The organism is Nocardioides euryhalodurans (assembly GCF_004564375.1).
In the GTDB taxonomy this organism is placed as follows: Bacteria; Actinomycetota; Actinomycetes; order Propionibacteriales; family Nocardioidaceae; genus Nocardioides; species Nocardioides euryhalodurans.
This window is the reverse complement of sequence record NZ_CP038267.1, coordinates 1446910-1464953: the sequence shown is the minus strand read 5'-3', so window position 1 is coordinate 1464953 and position 18044 is coordinate 1446910. Positions and strand designations below refer to the sequence as shown.

Annotated in this window: 14 protein-coding genes; 5 read left to right on the top strand and 9 right to left on the bottom strand. The window is 73.3% G+C overall.

Going from position 1 to position 18044, the window contains the following annotated elements; all coding sequences use genetic code 11:
- The first annotated feature begins 47 nt into the window (after window positions 1-47).
- Window positions 48-689 carry a class I SAM-dependent methyltransferase gene (locus tag EXE57_RS06865; RefSeq protein WP_135075490.1) on the top strand — a complete coding sequence of 214 codons (642 nt, stop codon included), beginning with the start codon at window positions 48-50 and terminating at the stop codon, window positions 687-689.
- 20 nt (window positions 690-709) lie between these two features.
- Here EXE57_RS06865 and EXE57_RS06860 read toward each other — a convergent pair whose 3' ends face one another.
- Window positions 710-4096, bottom strand: coding sequence for a pyruvate carboxylase (locus EXE57_RS06860; protein ID WP_135075487.1), 3387 nt, complete (start codon window positions 4094-4096; stop codon window positions 710-712).
- Window positions 4097-4227: 131 nt separating this feature from the next.
- On the opposite strand from EXE57_RS06860, the gene EXE57_RS06855 reads away from it, so the two are divergent.
- Together EXE57_RS06855 and EXE57_RS06850 are read left to right on the top strand one after the other, a co-directional pair.
- Window positions 4228-4809 carry a TetR/AcrR family transcriptional regulator gene (locus tag EXE57_RS06855; RefSeq protein ID WP_135075484.1) on the top strand — a complete coding sequence of 194 codons (582 nt, stop codon included), beginning with the start codon at window positions 4228-4230 and terminating at the stop codon, window positions 4807-4809.
- Window positions 4806-5999: a GDSL-type esterase/lipase family protein gene (locus EXE57_RS06850; RefSeq protein WP_135075480.1), complete on the top strand. Its 1194-nt coding sequence runs from the start codon at window positions 4806-4808 to the stop codon at window positions 5997-5999. Before EXE57_RS06855 ends, EXE57_RS06850 begins: the two co-directional genes overlap by 4 nt.
- Before the next feature lie 15 nt (window positions 6000-6014).
- Here the strand turns inward: EXE57_RS06850 and EXE57_RS06845 are convergent, their stop codons facing one another.
- The 8 genes from EXE57_RS06845 to EXE57_RS06810 form a co-directional block, all read right to left on the bottom strand.
- A complete protein-coding gene (locus tag EXE57_RS06845; RefSeq protein ID WP_135075478.1) occupies window positions 6015-7541 on the bottom strand; it encodes a PH domain-containing protein in 1527 nt (508 codons plus the stop codon).
- A complete protein-coding gene (locus tag EXE57_RS06840; RefSeq protein WP_135075475.1) occupies window positions 7538-8041 on the bottom strand; it encodes a PH domain-containing protein in 504 nt (167 codons plus the stop codon). Before EXE57_RS06840 ends, EXE57_RS06845 begins: the two co-directional genes overlap by 4 nt.
- 37 nt (window positions 8042-8078) lie before the next feature.
- A complete protein-coding gene (locus EXE57_RS06835) occupies window positions 8079-8300 on the bottom strand; it encodes a hypothetical protein (protein WP_135075472.1) in 222 nt (73 codons plus the stop codon).
- Window positions 8301-8359: 59 nt separating this feature from the next.
- Window positions 8360-10168 carry an acetyl/propionyl/methylcrotonyl-CoA carboxylase subunit alpha gene (locus tag EXE57_RS06830; protein WP_425271704.1) on the bottom strand — a complete coding sequence of 603 codons (1809 nt, stop codon included), beginning with the start codon at window positions 10166-10168 and terminating at the stop codon, window positions 8360-8362.
- Between the two features lie 52 nt (window positions 10169-10220).
- A complete protein-coding gene (locus tag EXE57_RS06825) occupies window positions 10221-12713 on the bottom strand; it encodes an AMP-binding protein (protein ID WP_135075469.1) in 2493 nt (830 codons plus the stop codon).
- 47 nt (window positions 12714-12760) lie between these two features.
- Complete coding sequence (locus EXE57_RS06820; protein ID WP_135075466.1) at window positions 12761-13783, bottom strand: ABC transporter ATP-binding protein; 1023 nt, start codon at window positions 13781-13783, stop codon at window positions 12761-12763.
- A complete protein-coding gene (locus EXE57_RS06815) occupies window positions 13780-15237 on the bottom strand; it encodes an ABC transporter permease (RefSeq protein ID WP_244247034.1) in 1458 nt (485 codons plus the stop codon). Before EXE57_RS06815 ends, EXE57_RS06820 begins: the two co-directional genes overlap by 4 nt.
- A gap of 110 nt (window positions 15238-15347) precedes the next feature.
- The gene (locus tag EXE57_RS06810) at window positions 15348-16355 is read right to left on the bottom strand and encodes an extracellular solute-binding protein (RefSeq protein ID WP_135075463.1); all 1008 of its coding nucleotides are present in this window, start codon (window positions 16353-16355) and stop codon (window positions 15348-15350) included.
- Between the two features lie 138 nt (window positions 16356-16493).
- On the opposite strand from EXE57_RS06810, the gene EXE57_RS06805 reads away from it, so the two are divergent.
- Together EXE57_RS06805 and EXE57_RS06800 are read left to right on the top strand one after the other, a co-directional pair.
- Window positions 16494-17690 carry an acyl-CoA dehydrogenase family protein gene (locus EXE57_RS06805; protein ID WP_135075460.1) on the top strand — a complete coding sequence of 399 codons (1197 nt, stop codon included), beginning with the start codon at window positions 16494-16496 and terminating at the stop codon, window positions 17688-17690.
- A complete protein-coding gene (locus EXE57_RS06800) occupies window positions 17687-18019 on the top strand; it encodes a nuclear transport factor 2 family protein (RefSeq protein WP_135075457.1) in 333 nt (110 codons plus the stop codon). The genes EXE57_RS06805 and EXE57_RS06800 overlap by 4 nt, the downstream gene beginning before the upstream one ends.
- Window positions 18020-18044 lie beyond the last annotated feature (25 nt).

Genomic DNA, 18044 nt, shown 5'->3' with positions numbered 1-18044 from the left:
GACGCCCCCGCAATCCAGGCAGTCCAGATCCGGCTACCCTGTCGCGCATGGCGGAGGCCTGGCTGTCCGACACCCGTTCGTCGTACGACACCGACGCCTCCGGGTACGCCGACCAGGTCGCCGGCCTGCTCGAACGGAGTCCCTACCTCCGCGCGAGCCTGGCGGTGTTCGCCGATCTGGTGCGCGGGTCCGGAGGCGGGCCCGTGGCCGACATCGGCTGTGGCCCCGGGTACGTGACCCGCCACCTGCACGACCTCGGACTGGACGCGTTCGGCCTCGACCTCTCGCCGGGGATGATCGCCATCGCGCGGCGCGACCACCCGCACCTGCGCTTCGAGGTCGGGACGATGACCGCGCTCGACCTGGCGGACGGCTCGGTCGCCGGCATCGTGGCGTTCTGGTCGGTCATCCACGTTCCCGACCACGCCGTGCCCGGTGTGTTCGAGGAGTTCCGTCGCGTGCTGCACCCGGACGGGCCGGTGCTGGTCGGCTTCCACGTCGGTGACGAGACGCGACACACGTCCGAGGGCTACACGGGTCGTCCGGTCGACGTGGACAGCCACCACCGGCAGCCGGACCAGGTGACGGGGTGGCTCCGCGACGCGGGCTTCGGCATCGAGGCCGAGCTGCTCCTCCGGCCCGACGACGACGTCCCGGGCGCCGTCGTCATCGCGCGCAGCAGCGCCTGAGGGCGTCCCGGGGGCAGCGGTCAGCCGATCACCAGCAGCAGGTCGCCGCCCTCGACCGGCCTGGTGCCGGAGACGACGAGCCGCTCCACGGTCCCGGCGCTGGGCGCGGTGATCGCGGCCTCCATCTTCATCGCCTCGATCGTCGCCACGGTGGCGCCGGCCTCGACGGTGTCACCCTCGGCCACGACCACGGTCACCGCCCCCTGGAAGGGGGCGGCGACCTGTCCGGGCCTGGAGGTGTCGGCCTTCTCGGCGGCACCCTCCTCGGCGGCGACGGACTGGTCGCGGATCGCGATCGGGCGCAGCTGGCCGTTGAGGGTGGCCATCACGGTCCGGAAGCCGCGCTCGTCGGGCTCGCCGATCGCCTCGAGCCCGAAGAGGACGCGCTTGCCCTCCTCGATGTCGACGCTGTGCTCGTCGCCGGCCCGCAACCCGTAGAGGTAGTCACGCGTCGGCAGCACCGAGACGTCGCCGTAGCGCTGGCGGGACTCCTCGAACTCCCGGGTGGGCGCCGGGAACAGCAGCCGGTTGAGCGTACGACGGCGTGAGGCCGGCCCGCCCGACAGGTCAGCGCGGTCCGACTCGGACACCTCCCCGGTCGACGGCTCCCAGCTGCGGCCCTCGAGCGCCTTGCTCCGGAACGGCTCCGGCCAGCCGCCGGGCGGGTCGCCCAACTCGCCGTGGAGGAAGCCGATCACCGAGCCGGGGATGTCGAACTTCCCGGGGTTCTCGGCGAACTCCGCCGGGTCCGCACCGACCGCGACCAGGTGGAGGGCCAGGTCGCCGACGACCTTGGACGACGGGGTCACCTTGACCACGTTGCCGAGGATGTCGTTGGCGGCGGCGTACATGTCCTCGATCTGCTCGAACTTCTCCCCGAGGCCGAGCGCGATCGCCTGCTGGCGCAGGTTCGACAGCTGACCGCCGGGAATCTCGTGGGTGTAGACCCGCCCGGTCGGCGACGGCAGCCCCGACTCGAAGGGCGCGTAGACCCGGCGGACCGCCTCCCAGTAGGGCTCCAGCTCGCAGAGCGCCTCCAGCGACAGCCCGGTCTCGCGGTCGCTGTGGTCGGTCGCGGAGACCAGCGCCGACAGCGCGGGCTGCGAGGTGGTTCCGGCCATCGGGGCACTGGCCGCGTCGACCGCGTCGACCCCGGCCTCGATCGCGGCGACCAGCGTCGCGAGCTGGCCGCCGGGGGTGTCGTGGGTGTGCAGGTGCACGGGCAGGTCGAAGTTCTCGCGGAGGGCGGTGACCAGCGTCCGGGCGGCCGGGGCGCGCAGCAGCCCGGCCATGTCCTTGATCGCGAGGACGTGGGCGCCGGCGTCGACGATCCGCTCGGCCAGCCGGAGGTAGTAGTCGAGCGTGTAGAGCTCCTCGCGCGGGTCGGAGAGGTCGCCGGTGTAGCAGAGGGCGACCTCGGCGACGGTGGAGCCGGTGGCGCGGACGGCCTCGACGGCGGGCCGCATCTGCTCGACGTCGTTGAGCGCGTCGAAGATCCGGAACACGTCGATCCCGGTCTCGGCAGCCTCCTCGACGAACGCCTGCGTCACCTCCGTCGGGTACGGCGTGTAGCCGACCGTGTTGCGCCCTCGCAGCAGCATCTGCAGGCACAGGTTGGGTGCCGCCTGCCGCATCGCGGCCAGCCGCTCCCACGGGTCCTCGCCCAGGAAGCGCAGCGCCACGTCGTAGGTCGCACCGCCCCAGGTCTCCAGCGACCACAGCTGCGGCGTCATCCGGGCGACGTGCCCGGCGACGGCGACCAGGTCGCGGGTGCGGACGCGGGTCGCGAGCAGCGACTGGTGGGCGTCTCGGAAGGTCGTGTCCGTGACCGCGACCTCGGTCTGCGCGCGCAGCCGGCGGGCGAGCTCCTCGGGCCCGACCTCGAGCAGCAGCTGCCGGGTGCCGTCGGGGGCCGGCACGCGCAGGTCGGTCGGCGGGAGCTTGGTGACGGGGTCGAGGTCGACCGGGGCGCTCCCGTGGGGCTGGTTCACGGTGACGTCGGCGAGGTAGCTGAGCAGCTTGGTGCCCCGGTCGCCCGCCCCGCGCGCGGTCAGCAGCTGCGGGTGGGTCTCGATGAAGGACGTGGTGACCCTGCCGGCCCGGAAGTCGGGGTCGTCCAGCACGGCCTGCAGGAACGCGATGTTGGTGGAGACGCCCCGGATCCGGAACTCCGCCACCGCCCGCCGCGCCCGCGCCGCCGCGATGTCGAAGGTGCGCCCGCGGCAGGTGAGCTTGGCGAGCATCGAGTCGAAGTGGGCCGACACCTCGGCCCCGGTGTAGGTCGTGCCACCGTCGAGGCGGACGCCGGCGCCGCCGGGGGAGCGGTACGTCGTGATCCGGCCGGTGTCGGGGCGGAAGTCGTTGGCGGGGTCCTCGGTGGTGATCCGGCACTGCAGGGCGGCGCCCCGCAGCTGCACGGTGTCCTGGGACAGGCCGAGGTCGGCCAGGGTCTCGCCCGAGGCGATCCGCAGCTGGCTCTGGACGAGGTCGACGTCGGTGACCTCCTCGGTCACCGTGTGCTCGACCTGGATCCGCGGGTTCATCTCGATGAAGACGTAGGTGCCCTCGGGGTCCAGCAGGAACTCGACCGTCCCTGCGTTGCGGTAGCCGATCTCGCGCGCGAACCGGACGGCGTCGGCGCACATCCGGTCGCGGAGCGCCGGGTCGAGGTTGGGGGCGGGGGCCAGCTCGACGACCTTCTGGTGGCGACGCTGGACCGAGCAGTCGCGCTCGAAGAGGTGGATCACGTTGCCCTCGGCGTCGGCGAGGATCTGCACCTCGATGTGGCGTGGGTCGACCACGGCCTGCTCGATGAAGACGGTCGGGTCGCCGAAGGCGCCGTCCGCCTCGCGCATGCACGCCTCGACCGCGTCCCGCAGCCTGGCAGGGTCGTCGACCCTCCTCATCCCGCGGCCACCACCGCCGGCGACCGCCTTGACGAAGAGCGGGTAGGGCAGCGCCGAGGCCGCCTCGACGAGCGCGTCGGCGTCGGTCGACGGGTCGACGCTCGCCAGGGTCGGGACGCCGGCGGCCTTGGCCGCGGCGATGGCCCGCGCCTTGTTGCCGGTCAGGGTCAGCACCTCGGACGTGGGACCCACGAACGTGATGCCGGCGTTGGCGCAGGCCTCGGCCAGCGCGGGGTTCTCCGAGAGGAAGCCGTAGCCGGGGTAGATCGCGTCGGCGCCGGCGCGGAGGGCGGTCTCCACGATGCCCTCGGGGTCGAGGTAGGCGCGCACCGGGTGGCCGCGCTCGCCGATCTCGTACGCCTCGTCGGCCTTCAGCCGGTGCTCGGAGCCGCGGTCCTCGTGCGGGAACACCGCGACCGTGCGTGCACCGAGCTCGTAGGCGGCACGGAACGCCCGGATCGCGATCTCGCCCCGGTTGGCCACGAGCACCTTGGAGAACATGCGGACGAGGCTAGTGGCTCCGGCCGGGACTGCTCGGGCCCTCTCACCTGGTGCGACGGACGGCGATTACCTACAAACACTAGGGATCTGCATAATGGATGTAGGCAAGCGGGACGAACCAGGGGCGCGGGATGGCACGGGCAGGACTGACGAAGCGACGTCTGGTCGAGACGGGGGCGGAGCTGGCCGACGAGGTCGGCTTCGAGCAGGTGACCCTCTCGGTCCTGGCGCGACACTTCGACGTCAAGGTGCCGAGCCTCTACGCCCACGTGGCGAGCTCGCACGAGCTGCGCGCGGGCATCGCCCTGCTGGCCCTCGAGGAGATCGCCGACCGGGTAGGGGTCGCCGTCGCCGGACGGTCCGGACGGGAGGCGCTGACGGCGTACGCCGACGCCTACCGCGACTACGCACTCGCCCACCCGGGCCGCTACGCCGCCGCGCGGCTGCGGCTCTCCCCGGAGGAGGCGGCCGCCAGCGCCGGCCCGCGGGTCGCGGAGATGACGCGGGCCGTGCTGCGCGGCTACGACCTGGGCGGGGACGACCAGACCCACGCCGTCCGGCTCCTGGGCAGCCTCTTCTACGGCTACGTCGGTCTCGAGCAGGGCGGGGGCTTCAGCCACTCCGAGCCGGACTCGCAGGAGTCCTGGACCCGGATCCTGGCGGCCCTGGACAGCCTGCTGCGGAGCTGGCCCGTCGAGCGGGCCGGGCGATGACCGGGCACGCGTGGGAGACCACCGCCCTGACGAACGGGATCGTCCGTGGCGCGGCCGAGCTGGAGGTGACCTCCCGCGGAGTGCTTCCGCACCGGCTGCCCGCCTGGGCACGCGCCCAGTGCGACGACGGCCAGTTCGCGATGGCGCAGTCGCAGCCCTCCGGCGTACGCCTCGCCTTCCGCACGCGGGCAACCGCGGTGGAGCTCGAGACGGTGCCGACCAAGCGGGTCTACGCCGGCGCCCCGCCCCGCCCCGACGGGGTCTACGACCTGCTGGTCGATGGTCGGCTGACCGACCGCGGCAGCGTCGCCGGCGGCGACACCGTCCACCTCGACCTGGTGACCGGGGCGGCCGAGCGGCGGTCCGGCCCCTCGGGGACGCTGCGCTTCGCGGGGCTGCCGGCCCGGGACAAGGAGGTCGAGATCTGGCTGCCGCACGACGAGACCACCGAGCTGGTGGCGCTGCGGACCGACGCGCCGGTGCGTACCTCGGACTGTGCTGGGCGGCCGCGCTGGCTCCACCACGGCAGCTCGATCAGCCACGGCTCCAACGCGGAGAGCCCGAGCACCACCTGGCCGGCCCTGGCCGCGGCCGACGCCGGCGTCGAGCTGGTCAACCTGGGGCTCGGGGGCAGCGCACTGCTCGACCCCTTCACCGCCCGCACCATGCGCGACACCCCCGCTGACCTGGTGAGCGTCAAGATCGGCATCAACCTGGTCAACTCCGACCAGATGCGGATGCGGGCCTTCGGTGCGGCCGTCCACGGGTTCCTCGACACGATCCGCGAGGGGCACCCGGACACGCCGCTGCTCGTCGTCTCACCCATCCTGTGCCCGATCCACGAGCACACCCCGGGTCCGAGCGCGCCCGACATGGCTGCGATGGCCGAGGGACGGCTTCGGTTCGTCGCCACCGGCGACCCGGCCGACGTGGCCGCCGGCAAGCTGACCATGACGACCGTCCGCGACGAGCTCGCGCGGGTCGTCGCGCAGCGCGCAGCCGATGACCCGCACCTCGGCTACCTCGACGGGCGAGAGCTCTACGGCGAGCGCGACGCCGCGTCGCTCCCGCTGCCCGACGAGCTGCACCCGGACGCTGCCACCCACCGGTCGATGGGCGCCCGCTTCGCCGAGCTGGTCTTCCGCGGGGAGGGGCTCTTCGCGGAGCGGGTCGGGACGGGCGTCTCCTGACGGAAGGGGGCGCGCTCAGCGCGGAGCGTCCACCAGGAACTGCGAGACCAGCCCGGGAACGGCGGCATCGGCCAGGGCGACGCCGTCGGACGCCGGGACGTCGAGCACGGTCACCGACTGCGAACCGCCCGCGGTGGTGGCGACCAGGGTGGCGAGGCCGGCGCGGCGCTGGAACCAGGTCTGCCGGAGGTTCCAGCCGATGATCGCGTCGTCGGCGAGCAGCTCGCGGCTCCGGGTCAGGCTGCCGGAGCGGGCCACCAGCCAGCCCTCGACCAGGCCGTGGCCGAGCGCGCGGGCGCGGTCGTGCCCCAGGCCTAGCCCGAGGAGCGGGATGACGATCGCCGGGCCCAGCAGCCAGGTCCAGCCGTCGAGCACCACCGCCGCGGCGACCAGGCCGCCGGCGACCACGAGGCTCGGCACCAGCGCCCGGAGGTAGCGGCGCGACCGCGCACGGGGCCCGTGGGCGCTCAGCGTTGCGTGCACCGGCGTCGACGTACCGATCACGTCGGCCGCGACCCGGTCGACCAGGGAGCGGGGGGTCGGCGGCAGCAGCGCCTCGCTCCCGCTCTGGGAGCGGTCGAGGCCGGTGACGATGGCCGAGAGCCGTGCACCGCCCGCCATCCGCAGCCCGAGCGGCTCGCCGATGCTGGCGCCGCGGAGCCGGTCGGCGTCGACACTGGTCTCCCGGGTCGTCAGCAGGCCGCGACGCACGTGCCAGGAGCCGTCGGGCGTGGTGTGGCTGAGGGCGAAGTTGCCGTTGGTCAGCAGGTAGCCGACGACCGAGAAGGCCGCGGCCAGCACCAGCGCCCCGAGGATCGCGACGGGGATCGCCACCAGCGCCCCCAGCCGTACGGCCTGGTCTCCCAGCGACGCCGGGTCCAGGCCCTCGAGCAGCCCCAGCCCGTCGACGACCTGGCTGCCGACACCGATGACACCGGCGACCAGCACGAGCCCGGCCGAGGTGAACGGCGCGTAGCCCAGCCAGCGGGGCTCGAAGCGGGCCACCACGCGCTCGCCCACGGCCGTCACGGGGTCGGGGGCGTGTTCCGCGGCCGGAGCGATCGAGTGGAGCAGCCGAGCCCGCAGGTCCCGGGCCCGGTCGGCGGGTAGGCCGTCGAGGTCGAGGCCCTCCTCGGCCGACGAGCCGGTGCCGATCCTGACGGTCGTCAGGCTGAGCAGCCGGTGGATGGGGGAGGCGGTCAGGTCGACCGTCCGCACCCGGTCGAGAGGGGTGGCGACCGCGTGCCGGCTGAGCAGCCCGTGCTCCAGCTCGATCCGGTCGGCGGTGATCCGGTAGCGCGTCGTCCAGTAGCGCACGAGCCCGATGGCGATCGGGACCACGACGGCGAGCAGCTGGAGGCCGAGCCCCCTCCCCGTCGCGCGGCTGGCCACGAACAGGCCGATCACCACCGGCAGGAACTTGATCAGCTCCGACACGGGGTGGACCAGCAGCATCCGCGGGTCGAGCCGCTGCCAGTCCGGTTCGGCGTACGCCGGCGCGGCGGGTGCGTCCTCGGGCGGCGGGGCGACCGGCTCGGTCACGTGGCGTCCCCGGGGACCACGTCGGCCCGCCTGGTCAGCACCTCGATCAGCTCGCGCGCCCGCGCCTTGTCCAGGGCGGTGATCACCAGCGGGCCGGCGGCAGAGGCCGTGGTCACCGTGACCGAGGCCAGCCCGAAGAGCCGGCTGAGCAGACCTTCTTCGTAGTCGACCGTCTGGATCCGCGACATCGGCGCGATCCGGCGCTCGATGGTCAGCCAGCCGGTCTGCGTGTAGACCGCGGTGTCGGTGACCTCCCAGCGGTGCACGGCGTAGCGGAACAGCGGCATCACCACCGTGTAGGCGAGCAGCACGGCGGCCAGCCCGAGCGCCAGCCACACGTTGAGCGGCACGAAGTCCCAGGCGTAGCCGACGAGCAGGTAGACGCCCAGCAGGAAGACGCTGTTGGCGAAGGCCGTGACGGCCCACATCACCCGCGCCCGCGGGCTCACCCGCTCCGAGGGCTCCTGGAGAACGGGCCCCTCGTCCTGCGTCGTCGCCATGCTCCGAGCCTACGGGGGCGGGAGGCGAGCCGCCCGGTCAGGCGAGGACACCGAGCACCACCAGGCCCGTGACCACGCCCGCGACGTAGCAGGCCAGCGCCCACCCGAACAGCCGTGGCGCGAGCCACTGGGTGAGCAGCAGGGCCACGACCGGGAGCGCCAGGCAGATCAGTCCGTAGCCGAGCGCGCCGAGGACGCTCGCATCCGTGCCGAACCCGTCGAGGGTGAAGAGGGCGAGCAGGGCGAACGGGCCCGTCAACCAGCCGGCGACCAGGCCGGCTCCCAGTGAGGCAGCGCCCCGGAGCGCGGCGACGCGACTCAGTCCTTGAGCTCGCAGATCACCGCACCGCTGGTGACGGTGGCACCCACCTCGGCCTGCAGGCCGGTGACGGTGCCGGCCTTGTGGGCCTTGAGCGGCTGCTCCATCTTCATCGCCTCCAGGACCACGACCGTGTCGCCCTCGGCGACCTCCTGGCCCTCCTCGACGACGATCTTGACGATGGTGCCCTGCATCGGGCTGGTCACGGCGTCACCGGACGCGGCCGCGCCGGACGCCTTGCCGCCGGCACGCTTGGGCTTCTTCGAGCCGCCGCCACCGGACGAGGCCAGGCCGCCGAGGCCGCCCGGGAGCACGACCTCGATCCGCTTGCCCCCGACCTCCACGGTCACCCGCTGCCGCTCCGCCTGCTCCTCGGCCTCGGCCGCGTCGCCGCTGTACGGCTCGAGCTGGTTGTCGAAGTCGGTCTCGATCCAGGTGGTGTAGACGGTGAACTCGCCCTCGCCCGAGGGAGTCGAGGCGCCGACGTACGCCGGGTCGTCGACGACCGCGCGGTGGAACGGGATCACCGTCGGCATGCCGTCGACGACGAACTCGTCGAGCGCGCGACGGGAGCGCTCCAGCGCCTGGGTGCGGTCGCGGCCGGTGACGATCAGCTTGGCGATGAGGGAGTCGAAGGAGCCCGGGACGGTCTCGCCGTTCTCGTAGCCGCCGTCGAGCCGGATGCCGGGGCCGTGGGGCGGGCTCCAGGCGGAGAGGGTGCCCGGGGCGGGCATGAAGTTGCGGCCGCCGTCCTCGGCGTTGATGCGGTACTCGATCGAGTGCCCGCGGACCTCGGGGTCGTCGTAGCCGAGCTCCTCGCCGGCGGCGATCCGGAACATCTCGCGGACCAGGTCGATCCCCGTGACCTCCTCGGAGACGCAGTGCTCGACCTGGAGCCGGGTGTTGACCTCGAGGAAGGAGATGGTGCCGTCCTTGGCCACCAGGAACTCGCAGGTGCCGGCACCGACGTAGCCGGCCTCGCGCAGGATCGCCTTGGACGAGTCGTAGAGGCGGGTCACCTGGTCGTCGGTGAGGAACGGCGCGGGAGCCTCCTCGACGAGCTTCTGGTGGCGACGCTGCAGCGAGCAGTCGCGGGTCGAGACGACGACGACGTTGCCGTGCTGGTCGGCCAGGCACTGGGTCTCGACGTGGCGCGGCTGGTCGAGGAACTTCTCCACGAAGCACTCGCCGCGGCCGAACGCCGTGACCGCCTCGCGCACCGCGGACTCGAAGGCGTCGGCGACCTCCTTCATCTCCCGGGCGACCTTGAGGCCGCGCCCACCGCCGCCGAAGGCGGCCTTGATGGCGATCGGCAGCCCGTTCTCCTCCGCGAAGGCGACGGCCTCGTCGGCGTCCGCGAGCGGGTCCTTGGTGCCCGGGGCGAGCGGGGCGCCGACCTTCTCGGCGATGTGGCGCGCCTTCACCTTGTCGCCGAGGCTCTCGATCGCGCTCGGCGGCGGCCCGATCCAGATGAGTCCGGCGTCGAGGACCGCCTGCGCGAACTCGGCGTTCTCGGCGAGGAAGCCGTAGCCCGGGTGGATCGAGTCGGCCCCGGACTTCTCCGCGACGGCGATGATCTTCGCGATGTCGAGGTAGGAGTCGGCCGGCGTCGCCCCACCGAGGCTGTGCGCCTCGTCGGCGAGGCGTACGAAGAGCGCCTCCCGGTCGGGCTCGGCATAGACCGCCACGCTCCCGATGCCGCTGTCCTTGCAGGCTCGGATGACGCGGACCGCGATCTCGCCGCGGTTGGCGATGAGGACCTTCTTCAGCGGAGTCGTCTCAGGCACGCAGGGCAGCGTATCGCTCATGCGCCCCCGGTCCGTGTGAGGTCGGTCGCGCCCATGCCCAGGCGCCCGCGGGTCACGGGTTGAGCAGGCGGCCGACGCGGCGCAGCGCCGGGCGGCAGGCCCACCAGACGGTGGTGCCGACCGCGAACGAGGACACGGTCGCGCCCAGCGGGAAGACGTCCTCGAGGTGGGGGTAGACCTGCCAGTGGGTCAGGTAGACGAACAGCGAGGACGAGGCGACGACCGACACCGGGCCGACCAGCCGGCGCGGCACCCGGACGGTCGGCGCCAGCACCAGCAGCGCGATCCCGCCGACGATCAGCGCCTCGCGGACCGGGTCGCCGAAGAATCCGAAGGTCCCGACCGCGGCCAGCGCCACGACCAGCCACCTCCGGGCGGGCGAGTCCGCCCGGGTGGCGGCCCAGCCGAGCAGGAACCACCACGCGACCACGCCGACCGTGTAGCGCTCCGTCGCGCCGGCATGCAGCCCGACCCACGCGAAGCGGACGGCCAGCGCGGAGAGCACCAGCCCGATCGCGACCGCGTACGGCGAGCGCCGCTCGAGCCGGTCGAGGGCGGGGACCGCGACCAGCGCCAGCGCCCCGACCGTGACCCAGACCAGCGACTCCAGGAACCAGAACTGCCACTGCTTCGTCCACTCGTCGCTGCCGAGCAGGCCGTTGAGGAAGAACGTCGTCGCGGGGCCGTACGTGCCGGCGACCAGCCCCACCGCCCCGATCCACAGCGACGCCGGCAGCACCAGCTGGGCGAGGGAGGCCAGCCCGTGGCGCAGCCGCCGCTCCCGGGTGGGGGCGGCGAGCTGGAAGCGGGCGAAGTTGTGGCCGGCGACGGCGAGCAGCAGGTGGGCGCCGCCGACGACCGTGAACAGGTTGGCGTGGGTGCCGACGATGGCGAGGATCGCCGTCACCCGCAGCACCACGCTGGTGTCGAGGCGTACGCCGGGGCGCGGGCGTGACGAGGTGACGAGCTCGTCCACGGTGCGCAGGTGCCAGTCGGGCGGGGCGTCGCCCAGCCGGCGACCGAGCCGGGTGGCCAGCTCGACGTAGGACAGCGAGTCGCCGCCGAGCCCGGTGAAGCTGTCGCTGGTCGTGGCGTCGGGCCGGCCCAGGACCAGGGCGTAGTCGCGGCGGACCGCCTCGGGGGAGACCTCGTCGTCGTCGGGCTCGGCGTCCGCGTCGACCAGCCGCGCCTGCTCGGCCAGGGCGGTCAGGTCCGGCTTGCCGCTGGCGGTGCGGGGGAGGGCGTCGAGGGTGGTGACCCGGATCGCGCTGGCCGGCAGCCCGCTGGCCTCCGCGAGGGCGGCGCGCACCCGGTCGGAGCCGCGGCGCCGGGTGTGGAAGGCGTGGAACGCCTCGTCGACGACCACGCACCGCACCTCGAGGTCGTCGCCGACGAGCCGCTCGAGGTGGTCGAGGTCCAGCCGCAGCCCGAAGAGCTTGGCGTGCCGCCCGCGGCGGCCGACCACCTCCACGAGGCCGTCGACCTCGCGGGCGAGGTCGCCGGTGCGGAGCTCGGACAGCTCCGGGCCGCGGGCCAGGTCGGCCGGCGCGACGGCGTACCCCATCATCACGTTGGGGCCGGTGTAGACGAGCTCGCCGACCCCGGGGTCGGTCGCCTCCGGCACCGGGTCGATGCGGAACGACCCGCCCGGGACCGGCCGGCCGATGCTCTCCGGGCGCTCGGTGGCCAGCTCGGGGGGCAACCACGCCATCCGGGCGGTCGCCTCGGTCTGCCCGTACATCACGACCAGCTCCCAGCCGGCCCGCCGGCCCCGCTCGGCCCAGGCGCGGACCCGGTCGGGTGGGAGCCGCCCGCCGGCCTGCGTGACGTAGCGCAGCGTCGGCAGCCGCTCCTCGTCGAGGCCGGCGTGCTCGAGCTGCTCGAAGGTGTAGGGGACACCGGCGAAGGACGTCGCGCCGGCCTCGCGCGCGAGCCTCCAGAAGCACTCGTCGACGACCGAGAGGTCGGTCAGCACCAGTCCGGCGCCGGTCAGCAGGTGGCTGTGCACGACCGAGAGGCCGTAGCAGTAGTGCATCGGCAGCGAGGTGACGGCGCGGTCCTGCGGGGTGAGCCCGAGGTACGTCGCGATGCTGGTCGCGTTGCTGCGGAGGTTGTCGTGGGAGAGCCGTACCAGCTTGGGGGACCCGGTCGACCCGGAGGTGCTCAGCAGCAGCGCCAGGTCGGGGTGCAGGTCGTGACGTGGCCGGTCGTGGCGCTCGACGAGACCGCCCTCGCCGACGACGACGTCGGGGTCCCACGCCTCGACCAGCTGGGACGAGGGGTGGCCCGGCGGCGCCAGCAGCACGACGTGGCCGTGGGTGAGCGCTGCGAGGTAGGAGACCAGGCTGTCCAGGGTGTTGCTGCCCTCGACGAGCACGAGCCGGCGGGTCGCGCCGAGCAGCGCGGCGGCGTCGTCGACACGACGGGCGAGGTCGGCGTACGTCACCCGGCCGGAGGCCGTCTGGACCGCGACCTTCTCCCCGTGGGAGGCGAGGTCGAGCACCCGGGGTGCCCACACCTCGCGGGGATGCTGCAGCAGCGTCACCGCAGCAGCGTATTAGGGAAGCCTTACCTGACACAATCGGGGTCTGGTCAGGCCGGCAGGCAGTGCACCTCGCCGGTCACCCGGACCGCCACCTCGCTGCCCGGTTCGGGGGCGAGCAGCCCCGGCACCCGGGCCACGAGGGTCGGGCCGTCCGGCAGCAGGTCGAGGCGTACGGCGGCGTCGTGGCCGTAGAACGAGACCTCGTCGACCCGCGCGTCGTGGCCGCCGTCGCCGATCGCGACCTGCTCGGGGCGCACGACCACCTGGGTCGGGCCGTCGGCCACGTGGCCGTGCACGGGTGCCCTCCCGAGCGCGAAGGTCGCGACGTCTCCGGCCACGGTCGCGGGCAGGATGGCGGCCCCGCCGACGAAGCGCGCGACGTCGGCGTCGCCCGGGGAACGGTAGAGCTCGCGAGGTCGGGCGGCCTGCACCAGCCGGCCGCTGCGCATCACGGCGACCTGGTCGGCCAGCGACAGCGCCTCGTCCTGGTCGTGGGTCACCAGGACCGCGGTCGCGTCGGCAGCGTGCAGCGCCCGCGCGACGGCCCGGCCGGTGCTCGCGCGCAGCGAGGCGTCGAGGGAGGAGAACGGCTCGTCGAGCAGCACCACGCTCGGTCGTGGCGCCAGCGCGCGGGCCAGCGCGACCCGCTGCTGCTGGCCGCCCGAGAGCTCGTGCGGCCCCCGTGAGGCGTACGCCGCCGGCAGCTCGACCAGGTCGAGCATCTCGGTGATGCGGTCCGAGCGGCGCTCGGCCCGCGGCAGCCCGAAGCCGATGTTGGCCGCGACGTCGAGGTGGGGGAAGAGCGCGCCCTCCTGGGGGACGTAGCCGACCCGCCGCTCCTGCGGCGGCACCGACCGGCCCTCCCCGGCGACCACCCGGTCGTCGAAGGCGATGGTCCCGGACTGGGGCTGCAGGAACCCGGCGATCAGCCGCAGCAGCGTCGTCTTGCCGCAACCGGACGGGCCGAGGACGGCGGTCAGCGATCCCTGGGGAACCACCAGGTCGACGCCGTCGACCGCCCGGACCTCACCGAAGGCGTGGTGCACTCCACGCACCGACACCGTGCTCACGGCACCATCCTCTCCTGCCGCATCAACAGCACGGTCGCAGGGACGGAGATCAGCACGAGCAGCAGCGCGTAGGGGGCGGCCGCGCCGTAGCGCAGGTCGGAGGAGGCCGACCAGAAGCTCGTCGCCAGGGTGTCGGTGCCGATCGGCGAGAGCATCAGCGTCGCGGTCAGCTCGGTGGCGATCGCCAGGAACACCAGCGCGGCCCCGGCGCCCAGGCTCGGCGCGATCACCGGCAGCGTGACCCGGCGGGCGGTCTGGATCGGCCCGAGGCCCAGGCTGCGGGCGACGTCGTCGAGCACCAGCGGCGCCTGCTCCAGGCCGGCGCGGACCGAGACGACCGCGCGGGGGAGGAAGAGGACGGCGTACGCCAGGAGCAGGAGGAGGGCGGTCTGGTAGATCCCGGGCGCCAGGCGCAGGCTGACCGTGATCAGCGCCAGCGCCACCACGATGCCGGGCAGCGCGTTGGCGACGTACGTGCTCCGCTCGATGATCGTCGACAGCGCGCCGCGGTGGCGGACCGCGAGCCAGGCGACCGGGAGCGCGAGCACGGTCGTCACCACGGCACCCGCGCCGGCCAGGGCGATCGTCGAGCCGGCGGCCTCGGCCAGCTCGGCCAGCGGGAACTCCGTCGACGAGCCCACCCGCAGCCAGTGCACCAGGGCGTACGTCGGCACCCCCACGGACAGCGCCACGAGCGTGGCGAGGCCGGCGAGGGCCGGCAGCCGCGCGGCCCCGAGCCGTACGGGCACCGCCGCCCGGGCGGTGCCGCCGCCGACCCGCGCCAGCCGGGCCGGTCCGCGCAGCTTGAGCTCGGCGAGGAGCAGCAGCAGGCAGCAGAGGACGAGGACGCCGGCGATCATGTTGGCCGCCGCACCGTTGAAGGTCGAGCCGTAGAGGTCGTAGATGGCGGTCGTGAAGGTCGGGAAGCGCAGCAGCTGCAGGGCCCCGAACTCGGCGAGCAGGTGGAGGCCGACCAGCAGCATGCCGCCGAGCAGTGCGGGGCGCAGCTGCGGCAGGACCACGGTGCGGAACGAGCGCCACCGGTCCTGGCCCAGCGACCAGGCCGTCTCCTCGAGCGCCGGGTCGAGGCCACGGAGCGAGGCGACCACCGGGAGGTAGACCAGGGGGTAGTAGGAGAGCGTGATGACCAGCAGAGCGCCGCCGTACCCCATCACCGAGCGGTCCAGGGAGACCCAGGCATAGCTGTTGACGAAGGCGGGGATCGCCAGCGGGGCGACGAGCAGGCCGTGCCAGAGCCGCTTGCCGGGGACGTCGGTGCGCTCGACCAGGAACGCCAGCCCGACGCCGAGGACCGCCGAGAGCAGCATCGCGCCGAGCGCCAGCCGCACGGTGTTCCAGAGCAGCAGCCCCACGCGTGGCCGGGCGATCAGCTCCCAGGCCTCGGCCGGCCCGATGAGGACGGTGTAGACGCCGACGAAGCCGAGCGGGATCACCGCCAGCAGCGCGACCGCGGCCCCGGCCGTCAGCAGCAGGGCCGGGGCAGGCCGACGCGACGCGCCGTCGGCACGTCCCGTCGAGGTCCCGTCACCGGGTGCGAGCAGTGTCAGAGCAGACCTGCCTCGGTCATGAGCTCGGTGACCTTGGGGCCGTTGAGCGTCGCGGGGTCGATCTCCGGAGGCTCGAGCTCGTCGAACGGCTTGACGGCGGGGTCGAGGGTGGCCTCGGGGTTGAGGGGGTACTCCAGGGCGTAGGAGTCGGCCATCGCCTGCTGTCCCTCGGTGCTGGTGAGGAACTCCACGAAGCGCTGGGCGTTCTCCTGCTGCTCGCTGCTGGCGAGGACACCGGCGCCGGAGATGCTGACGAAGGCGCCCGGATCCTGGTCGCCGATGAAGTAGAGCTCGGAGGAGTCGGAGTCGGTCCCGGACTCCTGCTGGTCGCGGTACCAGTAGTAGTGGTAGGCGATCCCGGCCTCGACCTCGCCGGCGTCGACGCTCTGCATGACGACGAGGTTGTTCTCCAGCTCCAGGCCGTTCTCGGCCAGGCCCTCGAGCCAGGCGGCGGTGGCCTCCTCGCCCTCGGACTCCAGCACCGCGCTCACGATCGCCTGGAAGTCGGCGCCGGTGGGCGAGAAGGAGATCCGGTCCTTCCACTCCGGCTCGGCGAACTCCAGGATCGAGGCCGGCATGTCCGCCGCGGTCGCCTGGTCGGTGTTGAACATGACGACGGTGGAGCGGGCCAGGATGCCGGTCCAGTTCTGCGAGCTGGGGACGTACTGCTCCGGGATGGGCGCGAGCGCGTCCTCGGAGACGCCGGTGAAGAGGCCGGCGTTGTCGACGATGCTCATCGCGGGTGAGTTCTCGGTCAGGAAGACGTCGGCGGGGGAGTCCTCGCCCTCGGCGACCAGCTGGTTGGCGAGCTCGAGGTCCTTGCCGTTGCGGAGCTCGACGTCGAGGCCGGTCTGCTCCTCGAACAGCGGCACGATCTCGGTCATCAGCTCCTCGTGCTGGGCGTTGTAGATGACGAGGTCGGGTCCCCCCAGCAGGCCGCAACCGCCGAGCAGGGGGGCGGCGGTGGCGAGGCCGAGGGCCACGGCGAGGGCGCGCTTCTTCACGGGACGTCCTTCCGAAGGTACTTAGGGCAGGCTGACCTTACCGCTCGTGGGTACGGATCGGAGAGCGGCCTCGGGCCTCGGCCTCCCGGGCGGCCGCGCAGGTTAACAATCGCTAACCTGAAGCGGTAGCATCCGTGCATGAGCTTCGAGTTGTCCCCCGAGCACGAGCAGTTCCGCCGTACCGTTCGCGACTTCGCCGAGAAGGAGATCGCGCCCCACGCCGCCGCCTGGGACCGCGAGCACCACTTCCCGACCGACGTCGTGCAGAAGATGGGCCAGCTCGGGCTGATGGGCCTCACCGCCCCCGAGGAGTACGGCGGCTCCGGGCTGGCCGGCGAGGACGGCGGCTTCACCAGCCTGTGCCTGGCGATCGAGGAGATCGGTCGCGTCGACCAGTCGATGGGCATCACGCTCGAGGCCGCGGTCGGGCTCGGCATCAACCCGATCCTCACCTACGGCACGGACGAGCAGAAGCAGACCTGGCTGCCCGACCTCGTGAGCGGCGAGAAGCTGGCCGGCTTCGGGCTCACCGAGCCGGGCGCCGGCTCGGACGCCGGCGCGACCCGGACCAGGGCCGTGCTCGACGGCGGCGAGTGGGTCGTCAACGGCGCCAAGCAGTTCATCACCAACTCAGGTTCCGAGATCACCTCCTGCGTGACCGTCACGGCACGCACCGGAGAGCGCGCGGACGGGCGGCCGGAGATCTCCGCGATCATCGTGCCGTCGGGCACTGCCGGCTTCACCGCCGAGAAGGCCTACGACAAGCTCGGCTGGCACGCCTCCGACACCCACCCGTTGTCCTTCGAGGACTGCCGGGTGCCCGAGTCGCACCTGCTCGGTGACCGCGGCCGCGGCTACGCCCAGTTCCTCGCCACCCTCGACGACGGCCGGGTCGCCATCGCCGCGCTCGCCGTCGGCTGCATCCAGGCCTGCCTCGACCTCTCGCTGCAGTACGCCGGCGAGCGACAGACCTTCGGCGGGCCGATCGGCCGGAAGCAGGGCCTGGCCTTCCAGATCAGCGACCTCCAGGTGATGCTCGACGCCTCCCGGCTGCTGACCTACAAGGCAGCGGCGATGAAGGACGCCATGGACGCCGGCCACAAGGTCAGGACGTCGGACTTCAAGCAGGCCGCGGCCGTCGCCAAGCTCTACGCCACCGAGTCGGCGGTCACCGCCACCCGGATCGCGACGCAGGTGTTCGGCGGCTACGGCTTCATGGAGGAGTACCCCGTCGTCCGCTTCTACCGTGATGCCAAGGTGCTCGAGATCGGCGAGGGCACCAGCGAGGTGCAGCGGATGCTGATCGCCCGCGGGCTCGGGCTGCCGGTCGAGTGACCGCAGGCCGGGGCCGGGTCGCCCACCACGTCGCCGCCTTCGACGAGGCGGTGGCCTCGGGCGACTGGGCGAGCTTCGCGACCCGGTTCGCCGAGGACGCGGTCCTCGACTTCGTCGGGGTGCCCGCCGGCCCGTTCGTGGGTCGCGCCGCGATCGCGGCGGCGTACGACGCGCAGCCGCCGACCGACACCATGGACCTCCTCGGCGTCGAGACCGACGGCGACGTCGACGTGGCCCGCTTCGTGTGGCGCGCGGGAGGCACCGGCACCATGCGCTTCACCTGGCGGGACGGGACGATCGCCCGCCTGGTCGTCGCCTTCGACGCCTGATCCGGATCTCGGTGGACAGCCTCGT